The following is a 14,232-nucleotide window of genomic DNA, read 5'->3' on the forward strand; positions in this document are numbered from 1 at the left end:
TTATGCTAAAATTATTTGTGCGTGAAAGTACGGATAATATATCTTAAGAACAATTTATTGCTTTATTTTAAAGTTTTATTAACGGTTGAATACCACACTTCTATTTAGAAAAACATAGTTTAGGCTCATTTATAAAAATCCTCCAAAAAATTGTATTTTTCTCCACTAAGCTACTTGGCGCTAGAAACGGAAATCACTTACGCAAAACTAATCACAACTCAAACTCTTGGCCGATTAAAGGAACTTTACAATCAAAACCATATTTTTCATGCACTTTTATACGGAGTTCATCCAGCGGCTCATTCTCACCATGAACTAAAAACACTCTGGTTGGTTTATTTTCTAATTCTGATAGCCAATTGAGTAAATTATTTTGATCACCATGTGCTGACAAGCCCTGTATTTCTAAAATTTTTGCTTTTACTGGATAATACTGCCCATGAATTTTAATTTCTTTTGCCCCTTCCAGTAATTTTCTTCCGCGTGTTCCTTCGGCTTGATACCCTATAATAATTACAGTAGTTTGTGGCAAAATGATATACTGCTCTAAATAACTCAATACTCTTCCGCCTGTGAGCATTCCGCTGGCAGCAATTACTACTTTAGGTTGTTCATCATAAATAACCTCCATGGTTTCCTTATAGTCCGAAACTAATGAGAACATTTTACTCATTTCGGCACATTCTTCTGACGACAATTTATGCCATTTTTGGTTATTAGAAAAAATATTTAGTGCATTAATTCCCATTGGAGTATCAATGATATACGGAATATTAGGAATTCTATCTTCTTCCCTGAGTTGCCACAACAAGTACATGATCGTTTGGGCACGCTCTACAGCAAAACTCGGAATAATAATCGTTCCGCCTTTGTCAACCGCGTTATTGATGTACATTTCCAATTCTAATTTAGTATCCGTTTTAGGATGAATCCGATTTCCATAGGTACTTTCGAGAAAAACATAATCGGCTTTTTTAGGTTTGGTTGGCGAATACATCAACACATCATCATCCCGACCAATATCTCCGGAAAAAACTAATGTTTTATTTTCAAGGGTTAATGCAATACTGCACGCACCCAGAATATGGCCAGCATTAGTATACACTGCTTCAATTTGCGCCTCCAAAGGTATTTGCTCATTGGTTTTGATTACTCTAATTAGCGGAAAAACTTTTTCAACTTGTTCCACATTATACAGTGGCTCGGCAATTTCATGCTTAGAATATTTCCCTTCGTTCGCATTTTTAGCTTCTTCTTCCTGAATTTTAGCGCTATCTAAAAGAATTAGTTTAGTAATATCTTTTGTGGGACTGGTACAATATATTTTCCCAGAAAATCCTTGATTGACTAATCTGGGCAACCAGCCGCAATGATCTAAATGCCCATGTGTCAGCAATACAAAATCTATTGTGGAAGGCAAAACTGGTAGCGGATCCCAATTGAGATCCCGCAAAGGTTTTAATCCTTGGAATAATCCACAATCAATCAAAATCCGAATTCCATTGCTTTCGATTAATGTTTTAGAACCGGTCACAGTGCCCGCTCCACCAATAAATTTAACTTTCATTTGATTTAAATTTAAAATTTAACAATCTCAGTAATCACTCCTTTTAAATATACTTACACAATTCTGACGCTTCTTTTAACACGTTTTTTATCCGATTAGGACTTAATCCTATTTTGTTTAAACAATCCAAATTATTTATAATTTCTTTTACTAAAATAACATCCAAGATCAATAATTTATCTTTTTCAGCAATGGACAAGGTCGTCAAACAGGTGACGGGATAAAGAGAATTATTGTCATTCTTTGTTTTCAAATTGTTATCTTCAGGATAATTCCAACTCAACAAACTCAATCCGGAACATTTAGCAAAAGTAATTGCATCTGCTGTAAACCGGTTATTGATGACAATCCAACATTTAGACACGATGTCTTTTCTTTCAAAAATGGGATGATTTCTTTCCTTAATGTCATTGAAACGGGATAAAATATACATTGGAACTTTCACATCCGAAGCAGCTTCTCTGCCTGCATGATACTTACATTCAACCATGGCAATAGTTTCATTTTTTTTGACCAAAACATCTATTTCATGTGAAACACATTTTCCTTGTAAAGTCAAATTGGTTATCGATTTATAATTTTCCGAAGAAAAAATCCGTCCTATATATTTTTCGAAAAAGAACCCGGCAGGACCTAAAAGCCGAATTGCTTCTCTCAAATTATAACGTGCCGCATGAGAATTGGCCGTTTTCTTCAATAATGAAAAAGCCATTTTATAAATTTGTTTAGTAGCAATTCCCTCATACATTTGTTTTTTTATGGCATGTAAAATCGAGTCTACTTCCAGAGCATTGGCGCCAGACTTTAAAAGTGATTTTTTAAGTTTATCCGAATTAAATTCGACAATATCTCCAGAATGTTTTACTATTTTCATGTTGACAATGTAATGTTAAACAATTACTTAAACCAATATTAAAAACTGATAAAAAAGATTATCTATTTTGTTTTTGATAATAAAATCCGGGGACAAACAATAATAAAAAAATAGGCTGAATCAAAAACCGACGGATATAAAACAGAATCCAAGTATGGTTTTCACGAGTGAAGAAAATAATGTAAAAAAAAGCAACAATTAAAATCATAAAAAGGAAATAATACAAAATAAAGGCAAATTTCACCATCATTATTTCTTTGAAAATGACATAAATAACACCCAATGAAATAGCAGTATTTAACGTATAGCGAAATAATAATGCTAGGAACAATTGGGTTGAATTGACACTTGGCAACCTTAATTTAGCAAAATCTTTTTTGAAGAAATCTAAAAAAGGATCATAAAACAACTGATTTTCAAAAGCACGAATAAGCACTAACAGTACAACCAAAAAAAGGAATTGTATTAGTCTTAGTTTGTTATTTAATATCTTAAGAAGCATATCTTGAAAATTTACGAACCCAAATTAACCATAAAATAAAAACTACACCATAAATATATAAAGGAAAAAAGACTCCGTGTAGAAATGGCTCTTGTTTTGGAAAATAAAAAATAAGCGCACTTAAAGCTGCAATTCTCAAAATATTCAGTGCGTAAATAAGTAGGCTTCCGCCAAAGATAAAAAGTAAAGTCGCTTGTAATTTACCTGAAAAAGCAACCACAAATGAAATGAATAAAATAATTACGCTGATTGCATTACAGCCTTCCACAATTCGGGCAACATATTTCTGTTCATAAAACAACTTCATATAAGGTTGTTCCACACTTTCTTCTATTGAATATTCGTCAGTAAAAAGCTGCAGCACTTGTCCCGTATTTTCACTCACCATTCTTGTAATCGAATCTATTTTATTTTCCTCAAAACTATTAAGATAATGCTGATACAAAAAAGTCAGTGCTAAATATGTCAAAAAAAACGTGCCCAGAAAAAGCAAAAACGGTCTGTAGAGAATAAAATATTTTTTCAAAATCTATCTTTTAACAAATTTATGTAATTTTTGAAACTGACTTTAAATACTTTTGCATAAATAAAAATAAAAAACATGACATTTCAAGAATTACAGCCAAAAGTAACCGAAATCACTTTAAATACAACGCTATCAAGAGACGAAAAACTATTGTCAATTTGTCAATTGTTAAGTGACTCCATAGATTATTATAATTGGGTTGGATTTTATTTTGCAAATCACGAGTCTAAAACATTGCACTTAGGGCCTTACGTTGGGGCTGAAACAGATCACACTATAATCCCTTTCGGAAAAGGAATTTGCGGACAAGTTGCCGTCTCCAACGAAAATTTCGTAGTCCCTGACGTAGCTGCACAGGACAATTATATAGCATGCAGTTTTACTGTAAAATCAGAAATTGTGGTGCCTCTTTTTGTAAACGGAGAAAACATAGGACAAATTGATATTGACAGCCACGTCTTGGATCCTTTTACTGAAGAGGATGAAAAGTTCTTAGAGTTTGTGAATGAGGAAATTGCGAAATTGTATTAAGATTTAAAATAATTCATAATTCATAATTCATAATTGATAATTATTTTTTACTTTTGCACCCGTCCTACAATAGCTGTAAGGCATACATAAAAATCATTAAACAAATATTGGAATGTATTTAACTAAAGAGATTAAAGAAGAAATCTTCGCTCAACACGGAGAAAAAACAAATACTGGAAAATCAGAAGCTCAAATTGCTTTGTTCACTTTCAGAATTAGCCACTTAACAGAGCACTTGAAAAAAAATCGTCATGATTATAATACAGAGCGTTCATTAGTATTGCTAGTAGGTAAAAGAAGATCTTTATTGGATTACTTAAAGAAGACAGAAATCAACAGATATCGTGAAATTATCAAAGTATTGAATATCAGAAAATAATCAATATAAAAGAGGTGCGAAAGTGCCTCTTTTTTTATTTTACAATTTAAAGTTTAATGATTCTATTTTAGTCCTGACACAAAAGGGATTAGAATCAAGACTTCACCATAAAGTCTGTACTAATTAGTATAGATCAATAAAAAAAGTTTGTTTTTCATTGGGTTTTAGGCATTAACTACGCAAAACAACAACTACAACACAACTAGAACCCATGTTTAACTAATAAATTAAATTTATGATTCCACAATTATTTGTAGAAAGTATCGATTTAGGTGATGGCAGAAACATCACAATCGAGACAGGTCGTTTAGCCAAACAAGCGGATGGATCTGTAGTAGTAAGAATAGGTAAAACTGTTATTTTAGGAACAGTTGTATCTTCAAGAAAAGCAAGTCCTGGTATCGACTTTTTACCACTTACGGTAGATTATCGTGAAAAATTTGCTGCAGCAGGACGTTTCCCTGGTGGTTTCTTCAAAAGAGAAGCGCGTCCAAGCGATAATGAAGTGTTAACAATGCGTTTAGTAGACCGTGTATTGCGTCCACTTTTCCCGGATGATTATCATGCCGAAGTTCAAGTGATGATTCAATTAATGTCTCATGACGAAGATGTAATGCCAGATGCATTAGCAGGTTTAGCCGCTTCTGCAGCTTTAGCTTTGTCTGACATTCCTTTTGAAACATTAATCTCTGAAGCCAGAGTTGGAAGAATTGATGGTGAATTCATCATCAATCCAAGTCGCGCACAATTAGCATTATCTGACATTGATATGATGATTGGAGCTTCCATGGATTCTATCGCAATGGTAGAAGGTGAAATGAAAGAAATTTCAGAAGCAGAAATGTTAGAAGCAATTAAATTTGCACACGAACACATTAAAAACCAAATTGCCGCTCAACTACGTTTGCAAGCTGCTTTTGGTAAAAAAGAAGTTCGTACTTACGAACAAGAAAGAGAAGATGAGACTATTTATGCAAAAGTAAAAGATGCATCTTACGATAAAATTTATGCTATCGCAAGCAAAGGTTCTTCAAAACAAGAACGTACTGCTTCATTTGCAGAAGTAAAAGAAGAAGTAAAAGCATTATTTACAGAAGAAGAATTAGCCGTAAATGGCGATTTAGTTTCTAAATACTTTTACAAAACTAATAAAGAAGCGGTTCGTAACGTAACCCTAGATTTAGGAACACGTTTAGATGGAAGAAAAACTACAGAAATCAGACCAATCTGGTGTGAAGTAGATTACTTACCATCTGTACACGGATCAGCATTGTTTACACGTGGAGAAACACAAGCATTGGCAACAGCAACTTTAGGAACCTCTAGAGAAGCAAACCAAATTGACTCTCCATCACAACAAGGTGAAGAAAAATTCTACTTACATTACAACTTCCCTCCATTCTCAACTGGCGAAGCACGTCCGTTGAGAGGAACTTCAAGAAGAGAAGTAGGTCACGGAAACTTGGCTCAACGAGCATTAAAAAACATGATTCCTGCTGATTGTCCTTATACCATTCGTGTTGTATCTGAAGTTTTAGAATCAAATGGTTCTTCTTCTATGGCTACCGTTTGCGCTGGAACATTAGCACTTATGGATGCAGGTATCCAAATGATTCGTCCAGTTTCTGGAATTGCAATGGGATTAATTACTGATGGAGAACGTTTTGCTGTATTGTCTGATATTCTTGGTGATGAAGATCACTTAGGAGATATGGATTTTAAGGTAACTGGTACTTCTGTAGGAATTACAGCTTGTCAAATGGACATCAAAATTGACGGATTGAAATATGAGATTATGGAAGCTGCTTTAGCGCAAGCTCGTGACGGTCGTTTGCATATCCTTGGAAAATTGATCGAAACATTAGCTGAGCCAAAAGCAGATGTTAAAACGTATGCTCCAAAAATTATTACAAGAACTATTCCTGGTAACTTTATTGGTGCTTTGATTGGACCTGGTGGAAAAGTAATTCAAGAATTACAAAAAGCTACTGGAACTACAATTGTTATCAACGAAGTAGATGAGCAAGGAGTTATTGAAATTTTAGGAACGGATCCTGCCGGAATTGAAGCAGTATTGGCTAAAATTAAGTCAATCACTTTCAAACCACAAATGGGAGAAGCTTACGAAGTGAAAGTAATCAAAATGCTAGATTTTGGTGCAGTTGTAGAATATGCTGCCGCTCCAGGAAATGAAGTTCTATTACACGTATCAGAACTTGCTTGGGAACGCACTGAAAATGTTTCTGATGTGGTAAAAATGGGTGATGTATTCGAAGTGAAATACTTAGGATTGGATCCAAAAACTAGAAAAGAAAAAGTGTCAAGAAAAGCACTTATGCCAAGACCTCCACGTGAGGAAAGAAAAGAGTAATCAGATCTTAAGTTTACTAAAGGTTTATTTATAGGAAATCCCGTTTCATGAATTTGAAACGGGATTTTTGTTTTTATTTAATTTATTTTAGAAACTATTGTAACTTTTTTGCAACTTCCTACGTATAATCATTTGTACACTTAAAATTTAGGAGACAAAAAAACATGAGACAACTAAAAATCACCAAGCAGGTAACCAATCGTGAAACTGCTTCATTAGACAAGTATTTACAAGAAATTGGTAAAGTTGACCTTATTACCGCTGACGAAGAGGTAGAATTAGCACAGAAGATTAAAGCCGGTGACCAGAAAGCATTAGAGAAATTGACAAAAGCCAATTTACGTTTCGTGGTTTCGGTAGCAAAACAATATCAAAATCAAGGATTAACACTTCCCGATTTGATTAACGAAGGAAATTTAGGATTGATAAAAGCAGCCCAACGTTTTGATGAAACACGTGGTTTCAAGTTCATCTCGTATGCAGTTTGGTGGATTCGTCAATCTATATTACAAGCATTAGCTGAACAATCCCGTATCGTTCGTTTGCCTTTGAACAAAATTGGTTCTATCAATAAAATCAACAAAATGTACGCTTTATTAGAACAATCTAACGAGCGTCCACCATCTGCTGAGGAAATTGCAAAAGAATTGGACATGACCGTAAATGACGTAAAAGAGAGCATGAAAAACTCTGGTCGTCACTTATCAATGGATGCGCCTCTTGTAGAAGGCGAAGATTCTAATCTTTATGACGTTTTACGTTCAGGTGAATCTCCAAATCCAGACAGAGAATTAATCCACGAATCATTACGCACCGAAATCGAGCGATCATTAGAAACATTGACGCCAAGAGAAGCTGATGTAGTTCGTTTGTACTTTGGTCTTGGCGACCAACACCCAATGACATTGGAAGAAATTGGAGAAACTTTCGACTTAACTCGTGAGCGTGTGCGTCAAATCAAAGAAAAAGCAATCCGTAGATTGAAACACACTTCTAGAAGCAAAATACTAAAAACGTATTTAGGATAATACATTCAAGTGCCATAAAGTCAAAAATCATATCGCCCAACAACTGTATGATAGTTGACTTTCGGCTTTTGATTAATAAGTAACGACGGTCTGATTAACTGTTCGTTTTTTGATTGATGATTGAAACTCCGGCTGATTACCGGAGTTTTATTTTTTTCAGCATAACTCCGGTTAGTACGAGCTTCTCTCTCGGGTTTAGCTACGCGCTGTTCGACTTTCAGTCTCGAGTCCTGAATTTTAATTTTATAATCGGAATTCTCTTTTCACTTTTCACTTTTCACTTTTCACTTTTCACTTTTCACTTTTCACTTTTCACTTTTCACTAATATGGCGTACCCCTCCGTAAAAACTTCGGGTCAGGCTTTCGGCTTTATCTCTCCGTTACACTTCGAGGATACCGCCTCTATCCTTTACGCAAATCGCAGGATAATTCGCTAATTGAATCTATAAAAAATTTACTCCAATTGCTGCAAAAAAACTACTTTTGCACAAACAACACAAACTGTAAAGATTCACTGCAGTGCATCTTTTCATAACAAAAACACAATGAAGAATACACTTATTGCACCATCAGTGCTTGCTGCCGACTTTGGTAATCTGCAACGCGACATCGAAATGATCAACAACAGCGAAGCCGATTGGTTTCATATTGATATCATGGATGGTGTTTTTGTTCCAAACATTTCTTATGGAATGCCAGTTCTGGAAGCCATTAACCGCCATGCAAAAAAAACAATTGACGTTCACTTGATGATTATAGATCCAGACCGATACATTAAAACTTTTGCCGAGTTAGGCGCTGATATTCTAAGCGTACATTATGAAGCGTGTACGCACCTTCACAGAACACTACAAGCGATCAAAGCCGAAGGAATGAAAGCTGGTGTTGCCATTAATCCACACACTAATATTGACTTACTGGAAGATGTAATCAATGACATCGATTTAGTATGTATCATGAGTGTGAATCCCGGTTTTGGAGGACAATCTTTTATAGAAAACACCTATTCTAAAATTGAAAAGCTAAAAGCTTTAATCACCACAAAAGGGGCCAGAACACTTATTGAAGTAGATGGCGGCGTTACCAACAAAAATGCAAAACAATTGGTAAAAGCCGGTGCAGATGTTCTGGTAGCAGGAAGCTTTGTTTTCAAAGCAGAAAATCCAACTCAAACGATACACGATTTAAAGAAGCTCACAAACTTCTAAAAAAATGGCGCTTGAAGCGCCATTTTTTATTTTAACTATTCCTCTTTGAAATTAATCATTTTAGCAACATGTGCATACAATTCAGGATGGGAACTTTTAAAAACGCGGGGCGTCTCAAAGAAATGTTCCAAAATTACCGATAAAAATTCGAATTGATTTTCATACGCATACAATCTAAAATAATCCTTTTGAGTCAACTCGATATTTAAAACTGGATCGCTGTAATATTTTATGACCTCATTAAACGCATCAAAAAATACAATGGCGCTTGGATCATTACTTTTTAAACAATGGAAATGCAACACATGCGAAAACTCATGTAAACCCAGATTAATATTATCATTTGAAGTCGCATGTCCCAGTAAAAAATCTTCCCATGAAAAAACGATTGCTTTCATTTTAGGATTGAATTCTCCTTTATGATACACTTGATTCACAGTAGACAAATAACTGGAAGGATAAATAATTATTTTGTCGAACAAACCGATTAGATAATTTCTCATTCCAAAAGTTAACATCACATACGTTCCGGCAATCAAAATTTGCATGTCTTCAGTAATGAAAATCTCTTTACCGGTAAATTGATAGTTCGCAATAAACACATTTACCCGATGTTCAAAATAAATTTTTCTTTTTGGGGAAAGCCTAGAATAAAACGGAAAATAATTTACTAAAATTTGGCGTTGGTTTGATTTCAATTTCTTGGAAAAAGGATACCAATGAATATAAAACGGTTTATTGAACAGCAACAAATAAATAGGCTCCAAAATTCCGAAAATAATTACCACAAGGAATAACACACCAAACAGAAGGGAAATAAAAAGTTGAATTGTCATATTTTGTAATCTTTACAAAATGAAAACGCTTCAAAACAACCAAGTTTACTTGAATTTTTTTGAAGCATTTGTTTCTGCCTTTGTGACCGCGACAGGGTTCGAACCTGCAACCCTCAGAGTCGAAATCTGATATTCTATCCAGTTGAACTACGCAGCCATTTTAAAATTTTTAGATTTTTAGAATATTGGAAAAATTTAAATATCAAATAATCTAAAAATTTAATTTATGTTAGCAATTTTTTTACAATAGTAGAAATAGTTTTTCCTTCTGCAGTTCCTCCTAATTGTGCTGCTGCTAAACCCATTACTTTTCCCATTGATGCAATTCCTGACGCACCTGTTTCGCCGATGATTTTTGCAATCACAGCTTCTACTTCAGCCTCAGTTAGTTGTGCTGGCAAGAATTTCTCAATTACTGCAATTTGAGCCAATTCTGGTTCAACTAAATCCATTCGGTTTTGCTCTGTAAAAATTCTAGCGCTTTCCTTACGGGTTTTTACTAATCTTTGAAGCAATTTAACCTCATCATCTTCTGTAATTTCTTCCTTAGATCCTGTTGCTGTTTGTGCTAATAAGATTTCAGATTTGATAGCTCTCAAAGCTTCAAGTGCAACTGTATCTTTGGCTCTCATGGCGGTTTTTATTTCGTCCATAATTTGTTCTGATAAACTCATACTACTATTTAATTTTAAATTTGGTATTCAATCTAAAATCGAATACTGCAAACTGATTATTTTTTTGAATGCCCCAGATGTTAGTGAAAAGCCTTTTTAGGAGAAAATGTATTTTTTCTTGGACTTAAAAAGCGACCAAAGGAAGCTCTTTTAAGGACTTTGAAAAAAGCATTTTCGAGAAAAAGCTTGTAACGACAGCTGGATTAAGGCCCGACAAATTTAAAGAATTTTACTCGCATTTACAACAACTGTTTGCTTGCTCATACCAATAGTTATTGGAAACTGCCCGCAACTACAAAAAATAACCCGAAAATTGAATTTAATTTTCGGGCTACCTCATTTTGATTTGAGTTAATTAATCCACGTTGTCGTGTAAATATGAGTTGTTTGAACGCAACTGCAAATCGTTATTGCTGTCAGTTCCAACAGATATTCTTGAATTTGTAGTATTCAATTGATTGTTTGAGATGTCAATTCCTAATCTTTTGTAAGCAGGTTCTTTTTCATACTCATCAATTTTAGAAACATTATTATGAAACTTATAATTGAATTCTTTTAACTTTTTTCTTCTTTCATCAGCTCTCATTCGCAACGATTCTTCGATTGTCATTTCAGTAGCAGAAATGTCTTCAAAATCAACCGCCGTATTGTCAAATCGCTCTACATGTTTCATTGTAATATTTAACTCAGCCGGAACAACAAATTCTGGTGCTTTTGCAACTGGCTTAGTTATGAAATCAGGCTCCGCTTCCATGTATTCTTCCAAAGAATATTTTATAATTCCGTTTTCTGACAATTCGGTTACGGGAACAAACTGAACTGCTTCATTTACTTTAATTTCACACGTTTCATTTGTTAGTTCAAACATCACTTTGTTTTCCTCAATTTGTGCTACCGGCTCTGTTTTAAAAAGCGGCAAATCAAACGAGAACGTCGTTTGCTCTTGTCTTTCAACTATTTTTGGCTGTACCGCTTTTACTTCCGCTACAGGAGAAGAAAAAGTGAAATCAATATCTGTAATTGGAGAAACGATTTCGAAAGTAATATCTAAATTTTTAATAAATTCAGACATAACGATTAATTCATCATTATTAATTGTTGGCGCAGTAACAACAGGTTCCGGCACAACAACTGTATCTTCGAGTAAATCAAAGACAATTCTGTCATTTGAATTAGAAACCGGTGAAGATTCCATATTAAAATCAAATCCAGCAACCGTTTTGTTACTTAAATTGTGCACACTTCTTTGTTCATCCTCAAGTGTGTGAATTATTTTTTTTGGTTCCGTATTGACGATTCCATTTTGTTGTTCAATATCAAAACCTGTAGCAATGATAGTTACTGCAATTGAGTCTCCAAGAGACTCATCTTCACCAACTCCCATGATAATATTAGCATTATGACCCGCTTCAATTTGAATATGATCATTGATTTCTCCAATTTCGTCAATCGTGATTTCATTAGTTCCAGAAACGATAAGCAACAATACGTTTTTGGCACCTGTAATTTTATTATCATTCAACAACGGAGAATCCAAGGCTGCAACAATAGCTTCTTTAGCTCTATTTTCACCTGATGAAATAGAAGACCCCATGATAGCCGTCCCGCTATTATACAATACTGTTTTAGCATCTCGTAAATCGATATTTTGAGTATAGTGATGCGTAATTACTTCAGCAATTCCTCGTGAGGCTGTAGCCAAAACTTCATCTGCTTTTGAAAACCCGGCTTTGAAACCAAGATTTCCGTATACTTCTCTTAATTTATTGTTGTTGATAACGATTAATGAATCAACTTGCTTGCGTAATTTTTCGATACCAATCAAGGCTTGTTCCTGACGGACTTTCCCTTCAAAAAGGAAAGGCAATGTCACAATTCCAACCGTAAGAATATCTCTTTCTTTAGCCAATTGTGCAATTACAGGTGCTGCACCAGTTCCAGTTCCACCACCCATACCGGCAGTAATGAAAACCATTTTAGTATTGCGGTCCAACATTTTTTCAATCTCGGAAATACTTTCAATAGCAGATTGCTGTCCTACATCAGGGTTTGCTCCTGCACCAAGTCCTTCTGTCAAATGTACTCCCAACTGAATTTTATTAGGCACAGAACTGCTCTGCAAAGCTTGAGAATCCGTATTACATACGATAAAATCCACCCCTTTAATTCCCTGCTTGAACATGTGATTTATGGCATTACTTCCACCTCCACCTACTCCTATAACTTTTATCACATTTGATTGGTTCTTTGGTAAATCAAATGAAATACTTCCAAATTCTGAGTCGCTCATCATTTTATTTGGTTTTTGAAATTGTTATATTAATCCTTATATTTTTCGGGGCTGCTCCCTCATTCTGCATTATCTAAAAAGTCTTTTATCTTGTCGACATAACGATCAAAGAAATTTCGCTGTATTCTGTTTACGGTAGAATTTTGTTTTTCACTCGCATTTTGATCTTCTTCCTTTACCGCTTCCGGAGCGTCATACACTGGAGTTTGAACAACTGCCTGTCTGTAAACAGGGATTTTAGGCTGTTCCACGATATCCAATCTCACGGCGCTTTGTGTTTTATTCTCAATGCTTTTCATCACTAATCCTACTGCAGTTGCATACAAAGGACTTGAAATTTCTTCATCTGAATTTCCAGCGAGATGTTCGTTTGGATATCCAATTCTAGTATCCATTCCTGTGATATATTCCACTAACTGTTTGATGTGTTTCAATTGTGCGCCACCGCCAGTAAGTACAATTCCTGCAATAAGTTTTTTACGAGGATCCTCGTGACCGTATGCTTTTACTTCGGTAAAAACTTGATCAACAATCTCTACAACACGGGCATGAATTATTTTAGAAAGATTTTTTAATGAAATCTCTTTTGGCTCTCTGCCTCTCAATCCTGGAATAGAAACAATTTCGTTGTCTTTATTTTCTCCCGGCCAAGCGGAACCAAATTTAACTTTCAGCAATTCAGCTTGCTTTTCAATTATTGAACAACCTTCTTTGATATCATCCGTAATCACATTTCCTCCAAAAGGAATTACTGCTGTATGACGAATAATACCATCTTTGAAAATAGCCAAATCAGTTGTTCCACCACCGATATCAATTAATGCAACTCCTGCTTCTTTTTCTTCCTGACTTAAAACGGCATCAGCAGAAGCTAAAGGCTCTAATGTCAAACCTGACAATTCAATTCCAGAACTTTGAATACATCTGCCTACATTTCGAATCGAAGAAGCCTGTCCGACTACAACATGAAAACTGGACTCTAATCTCCCGCCGTACATTCCTATAGGCTCTTTTATTTCAGATTGTCCGTCAATTTTAAATTCCTGAGGCAATACGTGTATTATTTCTTCACCAGGTAACATTGCCAATTTATTGACTTGATCAATCAAAAGCTGAATATCATTCCCGCCAATAACTTCTTCGGGATTGTGTCTGCTGATGTAATCAGTATGTTGAATACTGCGGATGTGTTGCCCCGCGATTCCCACTACAACATCTTTTATTTTAAAGCCTGAATTATTCTCTGCCTCTTGAATTGCTTGCTGTATTGACTGTATGGTTTGTGTGATGTTATTTACGACACCTCTAGCCACACCTAAACTTTTAGATTTTCCAACACCTAAAATTTCTAGTTTGCCATATTCATTCTTCTTGCCTATCATGGCAACAATTTTAGTCGTCCCAATATCTAGACCTACTGCAATATTCTCTTTTTCCATTATCTA

General features: G+C 34.9%; 13 protein-coding genes and 1 tRNA gene. 5 read left to right on the forward strand and 9 right to left on the reverse strand.

Going from position 1 to position 14,232, the window contains the following annotated elements:
• Positions 1 to 211 precede the first annotated feature (211 nt).
• Genes ACP7AT_RS09885 through xrtF form a run of 4 tightly spaced genes read right to left on the reverse strand, consistent with a single transcriptional unit; the run spans position 212 to position 3,469 of the window.
• Positions 212 to 1,567, reverse strand: coding sequence for an MBL fold metallo-hydrolase RNA specificity domain-containing protein (locus ACP7AT_RS09885; RefSeq protein WP_426064159.1), 1,356 nt, complete (start codon positions 1,565 to 1,567; stop codon positions 212 to 214).
• A 43-nt stretch (positions 1,568 to 1,610) separates the two neighbouring features.
• Positions 1,611 to 2,441: a restriction endonuclease gene (locus ACP7AT_RS09890; protein WP_426064160.1), complete on the reverse strand. Its 831-nt coding sequence runs from the start codon at positions 2,439 to 2,441 to the stop codon at positions 1,611 to 1,613.
• A gap of 58 nt (positions 2,442 to 2,499) precedes the next feature.
• Entirely contained in the window at positions 2,500 to 2,943 is a 444-nt protein-coding gene (locus ACP7AT_RS09895; protein WP_426064161.1) for an exosortase F system-associated membrane protein, read from the reverse strand.
• Positions 2,933 to 3,469, reverse strand: a complete 537-nt coding sequence (gene xrtF, locus ACP7AT_RS09900; protein WP_426064162.1) for an exosortase family protein XrtF — start codon at positions 3,467 to 3,469, stop codon at positions 2,933 to 2,935. Before xrtF ends, ACP7AT_RS09895 begins: the two co-directional genes overlap by 11 nt.
• Positions 3,470 to 3,544: 75 nt before the next feature.
• Here xrtF and ACP7AT_RS09905 point away from each other — a divergent pair, with 75 nt between their 5' ends.
• From ACP7AT_RS09905 to rpe, 5 genes are all read left to right on the forward strand, one after another.
• Positions 3,545 to 4,000: a GAF domain-containing protein gene (locus ACP7AT_RS09905; protein WP_426064163.1), complete on the forward strand. Its 456-nt coding sequence runs from the start codon at positions 3,545 to 3,547 to the stop codon at positions 3,998 to 4,000.
• 112 nt (positions 4,001 to 4,112) lie between these two features.
• Complete coding sequence (gene rpsO, locus ACP7AT_RS09910) at positions 4,113 to 4,379, forward strand: 30S ribosomal protein S15 (protein WP_091202563.1); 267 nt, start codon at positions 4,113 to 4,115, stop codon at positions 4,377 to 4,379.
• Positions 4,380 to 4,614: 235 nt separating this feature from the next.
• Positions 4,615 to 6,750 carry a polyribonucleotide nucleotidyltransferase gene (locus tag ACP7AT_RS09915; RefSeq protein ID WP_426064164.1) on the forward strand — a complete coding sequence of 712 codons (2,136 nt, stop codon included), beginning with the start codon at positions 4,615 to 4,617 and terminating at the stop codon, positions 6,748 to 6,750.
• 164 nt (positions 6,751 to 6,914) lie between these two features.
• On the forward strand, positions 6,915 to 7,778 hold the full coding sequence (locus ACP7AT_RS09920) for a sigma-70 family RNA polymerase sigma factor (RefSeq protein ID WP_007137700.1): 864 nt from the start codon (positions 6,915 to 6,917) through the stop codon (positions 7,776 to 7,778).
• A gap of 546 nt (positions 7,779 to 8,324) precedes the next feature.
• Complete coding sequence (gene rpe, locus ACP7AT_RS09925) at positions 8,325 to 8,987, forward strand: ribulose-phosphate 3-epimerase (RefSeq protein ID WP_426064165.1); 663 nt, start codon at positions 8,325 to 8,327, stop codon at positions 8,985 to 8,987.
• A gap of 35 nt (positions 8,988 to 9,022) precedes the next feature.
• Here rpe and ACP7AT_RS09930 read toward each other — a convergent pair whose 3' ends face one another.
• The 5 genes from ACP7AT_RS09930 to ftsA form a co-directional block, all read right to left on the reverse strand.
• The gene (locus ACP7AT_RS09930; RefSeq protein ID WP_426064166.1) at positions 9,023 to 9,823 is read right to left on the reverse strand and encodes a zinc-dependent peptidase; all 801 of its coding nucleotides are present in this window, start codon (positions 9,821 to 9,823) and stop codon (positions 9,023 to 9,025) included.
• Between the two features lie 83 nt (positions 9,824 to 9,906).
• Positions 9,907 to 9,980: transfer RNA gene (locus tag ACP7AT_RS09935), tRNA-Arg, on the reverse strand.
• A gap of 67 nt (positions 9,981 to 10,047) precedes the next feature.
• Entirely contained in the window at positions 10,048 to 10,497 is a 450-nt protein-coding gene (locus tag ACP7AT_RS09940; RefSeq protein ID WP_426064167.1) for a GatB/YqeY domain-containing protein, read from the reverse strand.
• A 355-nt stretch (positions 10,498 to 10,852) separates the two neighbouring features.
• Positions 10,853 to 12,790 carry a cell division protein FtsZ gene (gene ftsZ / locus ACP7AT_RS09945; RefSeq protein WP_426064168.1) on the reverse strand — a complete coding sequence of 646 codons (1,938 nt, stop codon included), beginning with the start codon at positions 12,788 to 12,790 and terminating at the stop codon, positions 10,853 to 10,855.
• A 56-nt stretch (positions 12,791 to 12,846) separates the two neighbouring features.
• Positions 12,847 to 14,226 (reverse strand): cell division protein FtsA, encoded by a 1,380-nt coding sequence (gene ftsA, locus ACP7AT_RS09950; RefSeq protein WP_426064169.1) that lies wholly within the window; start codon positions 14,224 to 14,226, stop codon positions 12,847 to 12,849.
• Between the last annotated feature and the right edge of the window lie 6 nt (positions 14,227 to 14,232).

It is taken from the genome of Flavobacterium sp. DSP2-3-1 (assembly GCF_049896865.1).
Classification (GTDB): Bacteria; Bacteroidota; Bacteroidia; order Flavobacteriales; family Flavobacteriaceae; genus Flavobacterium.

Coding starts and splice junctions, on each gene's coding strand:
- ACP7AT_RS09940 (WP_426064167.1), bottom strand. CDS start 10,497: ATGAGTTTATCAGAACAAATTATGGACGAAATAAAAACCGCCATGAGA.
- ftsA (WP_426064169.1), bottom strand. CDS start 14,226: ATGGAAAAAGAGAATATTGCAGTAGGTCTAGATATTGGGACGACTAAA.
- ACP7AT_RS09920 (WP_007137700.1), top strand. CDS start 6,915: ATGAGACAACTAAAAATCACCAAGCAGGTAACCAATCGTGAAACTGCT.
- ACP7AT_RS09890 (WP_426064160.1), bottom strand. CDS start 2,441: ATGAAAATAGTAAAACATTCTGGAGATATTGTCGAATTTAATTCGGAT.
- ACP7AT_RS09895 (WP_426064161.1), bottom strand. CDS start 2,943: ATGCTTCTTAAGATATTAAATAACAAACTAAGACTAATACAATTCCTT.
- rpsO (WP_091202563.1), top strand. CDS start 4,113: ATGTATTTAACTAAAGAGATTAAAGAAGAAATCTTCGCTCAACACGGA.
- ACP7AT_RS09885 (WP_426064159.1), bottom strand. CDS start 1,567: ATGAAAGTTAAATTTATTGGTGGAGCGGGCACTGTGACCGGTTCTAAA.
- ACP7AT_RS09905 (WP_426064163.1), top strand. CDS start 3,545: ATGACATTTCAAGAATTACAGCCAAAAGTAACCGAAATCACTTTAAAT.
- ACP7AT_RS09930 (WP_426064166.1), bottom strand. CDS start 9,823: ATGACAATTCAACTTTTTATTTCCCTTCTGTTTGGTGTGTTATTCCTT.
- rpe (WP_426064165.1), top strand. CDS start 8,325: ATGAAGAATACACTTATTGCACCATCAGTGCTTGCTGCCGACTTTGGT.
- ACP7AT_RS09915 (WP_426064164.1), top strand. CDS start 4,615: ATGATTCCACAATTATTTGTAGAAAGTATCGATTTAGGTGATGGCAGA.
- ftsZ (WP_426064168.1), bottom strand. CDS start 12,790: ATGATGAGCGACTCAGAATTTGGAAGTATTTCATTTGATTTACCAAAG.